Consider the following 7,573-nt stretch of genomic DNA (forward strand, 5'->3'; position numbering starts at 1 on the left):
TACAGAATGGAAACGTATTAACGATTTCATTCATCAACATACGCAAACGAAAATCGGAATCCAATTAGGACATTCTGGAAGAAAAGGTGCGACGAAAAAACCTTGGGAAGAATCTTTTACGGGAACAAGTTGGGAATTACTTTCCGCTTCAGCAATTCCTTTTAACGAAAGTGGATTAACTCCAAAAGCGATGACTTTAGCCGATATGGATTTGATTACTTCTCAATTTGTTCAAGCTACAAAAAATGCCAATGATTCTAATTTTGACATGATTGAATTACAAGCACATCACGGATTTTTACTAGCTTCTTTCTTGTCTCCATTAACGAATACCAGAACAGATGAATTCGGTGGAAGCATCGAAAATCGATTGAAATTTCCATTACGAGTTTTCAACGAAATGCGAAACGCTTTTCCAAAAGAAAAACCCATGTCGGTTCGAATTTCAGCAACAGATTGGGCTGAAAACGGAATTTCAGAAGATGATGTAATAACAATTGCCACTGCTTTCAAAAATGCTGGTGCAGATATTATCAACGTTTCAACTGGAAATACAGTGGCCAATCAAAAACCACAAACAGGAAGAATGTGGCAAACACCATTTTCTGATACTGTGAGAAATACAGTTCATATTCCAACTGTAACGGCTGGTTATATTCAAGATATTGATCAAATAAATACGATAATTCTAAACGGAAGAGCAGATTTAGTAGCTTTAGGTAGACCATTATTATTAGATGCAAATTTTGTAAGAAATGCTCAAGCTTACGAACAATTTCAACAAACTGATATTCCAAATCAATACAAAATGGGAATTTCACATTTGTATCCGTTAAAAGCCTCTGAAAGAAAACAGGTTGAAGGAATGAAAAAAGCATTGAAACCAAAGAGTAATAAGAAGTAATTAGAAATTATGAAACATTACGAAGACAATTTCGCTCACAATAGTTTACCAAGTTTGGACATACAACCAGAATATAAATTCTTGGATTTACCACAATTTAATCGACCAGAAATGCTCAATTGTGTGGAAAAATTACTTGATAATCATATTACTGAAGGTCGTGGAAATACTATTTGTATTCGAACTTTCGAGGAAACTTGGACGTATCAAGATTTAAACGAAAAAGCCAATCAAATTGCACATGTTTTAGTTGAAGATTTAGGTTTAAAATCAGGAAATCGTGTACTGATTCGTTCTGCCAATAATCCAATGATGGTCGCTTGTTGGTTTGCAGTGCTAAAAGCTGGTGGAATTGTTGTCGCAACTATGCCTCTGTTACGTTCCAAAGAATTAACTACAATTATAGATTGCGCCGAAATTTCTCATGCTTTTTGCGATAGCGATTTAGCAGATGAAATGAACTTAGTTCAATCCGATTTTCTAAAAAAGGTTTGTTTTTATAAAAATTCTCCCGAAACTTCGGGATTAGAAAAGTTGATGAAATTTAAACCAAAAACCTTTCCTAATTACCATACCAAAGCGGATTCGGTAGCTTTAATTGGTTTCACTTCTGGAACAACAGGTTTGCCAAAAATGACTGCGCATTATCACAAAGATATTTTAAATATTTGCGAAGCTTTTCCTCAATATTCTTTACAACCAAATCAAAATGATGTGTTTGCTGGAAGTCCGCCCCTTGGATTTACTTTCGGTTTAGGCGGATTGGTTTTATTTCCCATGTATTTTGGCGCTTCCACATTTTTAATCGAAAAACCAAGCCCTGATTTACTATTAAAAACCATTGAAGAATACAAAATAACCATTTGTTTTACAGCACCAACTGCTTGGAGAATTATCACTACAAAAGTGAATGAATTTGATATTTCAAGTCTTCGTAAATGTGTGTCGGCTGGTGAAACGTTACCTTTAAAAGTCTGGCAAGATTGGTTTGATGCAACTGGATTAAAAATCATCGACGGAATTGGTGCTACCGAAATGCTACATATTTTTATTTCATCTAATGAAGAAAACATGAAACCTGGTGCAACTGGTATAGCAATTACTGGTTACGAAGCCAAAATTGTTGATGTAAATAGCAATGAAGTTTCAAGAAATGAACCAGGAAGATTAGAAGTTAAAGGAATTACAGGTTGTAAATACTTAAACCGAGAAGACAAACAAAAAGAATATGTAGAAAACGGTTGGAACATCACTGGAGATATTTTCCGCCAAGATGAAGAAGGTTATTTTTATTTTGTGGCTCGTGGTGACGATATGATTATTTCTTCGGGGTATAATATTGCTGCAATTGAAGTAGAAAGTGTACTTTTAACCCACGAAGATATTCTAGAATGTGCAGTAGTAGGATTACCAGATGAAGAACGAGGAATGCTAGTTTGTGCACACATTGTTTTAAAAGAACATGATAAAGCAAATGATGAATTAACTAAAGCTATTCAACAATGGTTCAAAGAAGTAGCTGCTCCATATAAATATCCAAGAGTAATTAATTTTGTAGATGAGTTACCTAAAACTGAAACTGGAAAAATTCAACGATTTAAATTGAAATAGACAAAATCACATATGAAAACAAAAACTATTTGTATAATTGGCTTGGCTTTTTTTGTTATGAGTTATATATTATTTTCCCAAGTTTCTCTCAACACTCAAAAACCAATTGACTTTGCACATTGGTTTAATTTAATTGGTGCAGTTTTATTAATTTCTTTTAATTTTGTTTTTCCAAAAAACACCCTAAATTCTATTGCTTCAATAATAACAACCATTGGAGTTATTGCTCATATTGGTTTGTGCGTGATTGATTTTATCTTTTGGAGTTTTGGTAATAACGAAATTAAAAGCGAAGAGTTAAGAATACAATTATCTAATACACCTTCAATTTTATATCCGTTTGTAATTGTTGGTCCATCTTTGCTTTTTATTGGTTTATCATTACATGCAATAAATTTAATTAAAGTTGAACCCATAAAAGTCATTATGGTAATCTTTGGTGCAATAGTCATAGGAGTTTCATTTTTTGCACTAAAAAATGGAATATTTATGCTTGTAGGTTGCCTTCTATTTGCTTTAGGTTTGGCGCTACTCCTTTATAGAAAAGATAAAAGCATTATTGATAATTTCATAAATTAATATTTCAAAAGTTAATACAATAATATGAGAAAAGCATTTTTAATAATAAGTATCACCATTCTTTCCTTAACAGGAATTCTAATTTACATCAATTGGAAATTTTCATTCTTACTTTTAATATTTATCCCACTAATAGTAATGGGATTATATGATATGTTTCAGTCCCAAAAAACAATCCGCAGAAACTTTCCATTACTGGGAAGAATGCGTTATTTACTAGAATCTATCGGACCCGAAATGCGTCAATATTTTGTTGAAACCGATTTAGACGGAAAACCTTTCAACCGTTTGCAACGAAGTATTGTATATCAAAGAAGTAAAAAAGAAAGCGATTCAATGCCTTTCGGGACACAACTTGATGTGTATCAAGAAGGTTACGAATGGATTAATCATAGTATTCGTTCTATTCCTTTTTCGCAAGTAAACGAAAACCCGAGAGTTCATATTGGATCATCTCAATGTACAAAACCTTATGAAGCTAGTTTGTTTAATATCAGCGCGATGAGTTTTGGTTCATTAAGTAAAAATGCCATTTTAGCGTTAAATAATGGCGCAAAACAAGGAGGATTTTATCATAATACAGGCGAAGGCGGATTATCTCCTTATCATTTGCAAGGTGGTGATGTAGTTTGGAATATAGGAACGGGTTACTTTAGTTGTCGTACACCTGACGGCAAATTTAACTATGACGAATACATAAAAAGAGCCACTTTAGAAAATGTAAAAATGATCGAAATAAAATTCTCGCAAGGTGCAAAACCTGGTCATGGCGGAATTTTACCCAAAGAAAAAGTAACCGACGAAATTGCAGCAATACGTTTAGTTTCTAAAGGTCAAGATATTTTATCACCACCAAGTCATTCAGCTTTTACAACACCTTTAGAATTAATGGATTTTGTAAAATTACTACGAAAAGGTTCTGGCGGAAAACCAATCGGAATGAAAATTTGCATCGGCAATAAATCAGAATTTTTGTCTATTTGTAAAGCAATGGTCGAAACCCAAATCTTTCTCGATTTTATCACTGTAGATGGTGGCGAAGGCGGAACTGGTGCGGCACCACAAGAATATTCAGACCACGTAGGAATGCCTTTACGTGATGCTGTAGCCTTTGTTTATGATGCTCTAAACGGGTACGGAATAAAAGACCAAATCAAAATTATTTGTAGCGGAAAAGTTATTACTGGATTTGACATCATCAGAAATCTTTCTCTTGGTGCCGATTTATGTAATTCAGCACGCGGAATGATGTTTGCACTCGGCTGTATTCAAGCATTAGAATGTCACAACAATACTTGTCCGACAGGTGTTGCCACTCAAAATCCAGATTTAATGAAAGGATTAGTTCCCGAAGAAAAAAGCGTTCGAGTAGCAAGATTTCAGCACGAAACCGTAAAAAGCGCGATGGATCTAATGGCGTCAGCCGGAATAGATCATCCAGACAAAGTCGACCGATCGGTTGTGAGTACAAGAGTTCATCTTGGCAAAACACAAACTTTTGAAGAAACATATCCAGAAATAAAAACAGGCTCATTATTAGACGGAAGTACCGTTCCCAATGAACTTTTTAAAGTTTGGAAAAAAGCAAGCACAGATAAATTTTAATTTTTTTTAGGAGCTATTTCCCGCTTCCCGATAGCTATCGGGACGTTACAATCTTTTTTTCGGCGAAAAGCCTCAAAAAAGGATTTTCACTACTATCGGGGCTAAAACACAAAATATGAATCAACCCTTTATTAAACAAGAAAAAATCCGTTTCCAACATGTAGATTATGCAGGAATCGTCTTCTATCCACGATTTTTAGAAATGCTCAATTGTCTGGTCGAAGACTGGTTCGAAGAAGCCTTAGAAAGACCATTTTCTAAAATGCACGAAACCAACGGAATTCCTACAGTCGATTTAAAAATTCAATTCAAAAAAGCCGCTAGATTAGGAGAAATATTAACCAAAAAACTTTGGGTAAAAAACCTCGGAAGCGCCTCCATCTTATGTGGTTTTTCATTTGAAGACGAACAAGGAAAAACCTGCCTCGAAGGAGAAGTTACACTTGTAAATGTTGCTTTTCAAGAAAATAAAAACGATATCAAAGCAGCACCTTTTAATGAGGAAATGAAAGGAAAAATTTCAAATTACATCATAAACTAATGAACCAAAGGATTAAAGGCTTTGATTTGGCAAGAGCATATGCCATTTTTGGGATGTTCATTGTTAATTTTAATTTTAGCTTTGGATCCATTATATCTCCATCTGACAAAATCGGATGGTTTTTAAGCCTTTTTACAGGAAATTCTACCGCAATTTTTATCATTTGTGCAGGAATGGGAGTTTCATTAATGACTAATAAGTCTAATTTTAGTAAAGAAGATAAATCGATATTAAAATCTAAAATATTAAAACGTTCTTGGTTTTTATTTGCATTAGGTCTTTTGTTGTACAATTGGTGGCAAGGAGATATTTTACATTTTTATGGTGGATACATGCACTTTGCAGCGTTATTATTATTTATACCAAAAAAATATTATTTGTGGTTCGCTTTTCTTTCCATTGTAATTTTTTATATCCTATTTTTAATAATTCCCATTGAAACTGGTTGGGATTTTACAAATTATAATTATATAGATTTTTGGACACCAATTGGCTTTTTAAGAAATACCTTCTATAATGGGTGGAATTCGTTATTTCCTTGGTTCGCATATTTCCTTTTAGGAATGTGGTTAGGAAGATTAGACTGGCGAATAAAAAATACGAAAAGAAATATTTTTAGCATTGGATTAATTTTATTCATAGCCATTCAAATACTTCGACAATTTGCGAAAAACGGATATTTCAATTCATTCTGGTCTGATTTTATTACTGCTGAATATTTTCCTCCATTTTTACCTTTTATGTTAGTAACTATTGGTTTTGCATTTATGGTAATTTCAATTTGTATGTATATTGGTGAAAAATTTTCAAAAAACAATATTATAAATGCGCTACAAAAAACTGGACAAATGACTTTGTCTCATTATGTAATTCATTTAACTTTGGGAATGATTTTATTTGTTCAATTATCAAATAAACATTATCCAAATGGACTGATACAAACTGAGGATCCTGTTGCTTCTATTTACATTTTAATATATGCAATATCGTTCTTTTTTGTAAGTGTATTATTCAGTGTGTTTTGGAGTAAAAAATTTAAAAATGGACCTTTAGAAACTTTAATGAGAAAAATATCAGGATAAAAATTGACTTGATATTTAAAAAATATAATTATGGAATTCAAAAAATTTAAAGCAGCAACCGTTCAAACGTCCCCCGTTTTTCTAAACGTAGCAAAAACAATAGACAAAGCAATTTCATTTATCGAAGAAGCCAGTCAAAATGGAGCGCAACTTATTGCTTTTCCAGAAGTATTTGTGGCTGGTTATCCGTATTGGAATTGGGTCATGACACCTGTACAAGGAAGTAAATGGTATGAGGAATTATATAAAAACTCAGTCACAGTCGATGATACTGACATGAAAAGGCTGTATCAAGCTGCTAAAGACAATAACATTCATATTGTAATTGGAATCAATGAACGTGGACAAAGTTATGGTGAAATCTATAATACCAATTTAATCATTGATAATCAAGGAACTATTATAGGAAAACACCGAAAATTAGTACCTACTTGGGCAGAAAAACTAACGTGGACTTCTGGTGATGGTTCTTCATTAAAAGTATATAATACAGAAATTGGTCCTATAGGAACATTGGCTTGTGGAGAAAACACAAATACACTAGCTAGATTTACTTTGCTGGCACAAGGAGAATTAATTCATATTGCCAATTATATTTCGCTTCCAGTGGCACCACCAGATTATGATATGGCAGAAGCTATAAAGATCAGAGCTTGCGCCCATTCTTTTGAAGGTAAATTGTTTACAATAGTTTCGTGTTCTACTATTTCACAAGAAATAAAAGACGCTTTAAGAGAAGATGTACCTAATATAGACGAACTTTTAACACGTAAAAAATCTGCATTTTCTGGATTTATTGGACCAAATGGCGCTGTAATTGGCGAACCATTAATTGACGATGAAGGAATTGTGTATGCTGATATCGATTTAGAAAAATGTATCCAACCGAAACAAATGCACGATATACTTGGGCATTATAACAGATTTGATATCTTTGATTTACGAGTAAATATTGCACCAACTCGAAAAATTACGTTTATCGATAATCACGAGGAATTTAATAAAAGATAGCATTAAAATAGTATGGAAGATAAACATTCAGATGACCAAATTGGTCGTGCAAGAGTACAAGATTCGCCAGAATTAATCGCGTATTATGCAGAATTAGAAACGCTTGGAGCTGGTGCTTTATGGACAGTTGCCAATGATATAGAACCTTGGGAACCAAGAAGCTCCTCTGTTCCAATGCTTTGGAAATATGACGATTTACGTGAACTAGTGCTAAAATCATCAGAATTAGTTACGCCAGAA

At 33.4% G+C, this 7,573-nt stretch carries 6 protein-coding genes and 2 pseudogenes; all 8 read left to right on the plus strand.

The features are described 5' to 3' along the window. Positions 1-904 (plus strand): annotated as a pseudogene (locus ACHZC3_RS10835) (bifunctional salicylyl-CoA 5-hydroxylase/oxidoreductase); the annotation flags it as partial. 9 nt (positions 905-913) lie between these two features. Continuing rightward, the gene (locus ACHZC3_RS10840; RefSeq protein ID WP_394759875.1) at positions 914-2,515 is read left to right on the plus strand and encodes an AMP-binding protein; all 1,602 of its coding nucleotides are present in this window, start codon (positions 914-916) and stop codon (positions 2,513-2,515) included. Between the two features lie 12 nt (positions 2,516-2,527). Continuing rightward, positions 2,528-3,094 carry a hypothetical protein gene (locus tag ACHZC3_RS10845; RefSeq protein WP_394759876.1) on the plus strand — a complete coding sequence of 189 codons (567 nt, stop codon included), beginning with the start codon at positions 2,528-2,530 and terminating at the stop codon, positions 3,092-3,094. 24 nt (positions 3,095-3,118) lie between these two features. Beyond that, on the plus strand, positions 3,119-4,699 hold the full coding sequence (locus tag ACHZC3_RS10850) for an FMN-binding glutamate synthase family protein (protein ID WP_394759877.1): 1,581 nt from the start codon (positions 3,119-3,121) through the stop codon (positions 4,697-4,699). Between the two features lie 115 nt (positions 4,700-4,814). Then, entirely contained in the window at positions 4,815-5,240 is a 426-nt protein-coding gene (locus ACHZC3_RS10855) for an acyl-CoA thioesterase (protein WP_394759878.1), read from the plus strand. Further along, positions 5,240-6,322, plus strand: coding sequence for a DUF418 domain-containing protein (locus tag ACHZC3_RS10860; RefSeq protein ID WP_394759879.1), 1,083 nt, complete (start codon positions 5,240-5,242; stop codon positions 6,320-6,322). Before ACHZC3_RS10855 ends, ACHZC3_RS10860 begins: the two co-directional genes overlap by 1 nt. A gap of 30 nt (positions 6,323-6,352) precedes the next feature. Next, positions 6,353-7,333, plus strand: coding sequence for a carbon-nitrogen hydrolase family protein (locus ACHZC3_RS10865; protein WP_394759880.1), 981 nt, complete (start codon positions 6,353-6,355; stop codon positions 7,331-7,333). 12 nt (positions 7,334-7,345) lie between these two features. Then, a pseudogene (locus ACHZC3_RS10870) lies at positions 7,346-7,573 on the plus strand (NADPH dehydrogenase); the annotation flags it as partial.

The sequence above is a fragment of the Flavobacterium sp. genome (assembly GCF_043720215.1).
In the GTDB taxonomy this organism is placed as follows: Bacteria; Bacteroidota; Bacteroidia; order Flavobacteriales; family Flavobacteriaceae; genus Flavobacterium.

Coding starts and splice junctions, on each gene's coding strand:
- ACHZC3_RS10860 (WP_394759879.1), top strand. CDS start 5,240: ATGAACCAAAGGATTAAAGGCTTTGATTTGGCAAGAGCATATGCCATT.
- ACHZC3_RS10865 (WP_394759880.1), top strand. CDS start 6,353: ATGGAATTCAAAAAATTTAAAGCAGCAACCGTTCAAACGTCCCCCGTT.
- ACHZC3_RS10850 (WP_394759877.1), top strand. CDS start 3,119: ATGAGAAAAGCATTTTTAATAATAAGTATCACCATTCTTTCCTTAACA.
- ACHZC3_RS10840 (WP_394759875.1), top strand. CDS start 914: ATGAAACATTACGAAGACAATTTCGCTCACAATAGTTTACCAAGTTTG.
- ACHZC3_RS10855 (WP_394759878.1), top strand. CDS start 4,815: ATGAATCAACCCTTTATTAAACAAGAAAAAATCCGTTTCCAACATGTA.
- ACHZC3_RS10845 (WP_394759876.1), top strand. CDS start 2,528: ATGAAAACAAAAACTATTTGTATAATTGGCTTGGCTTTTTTTGTTATG.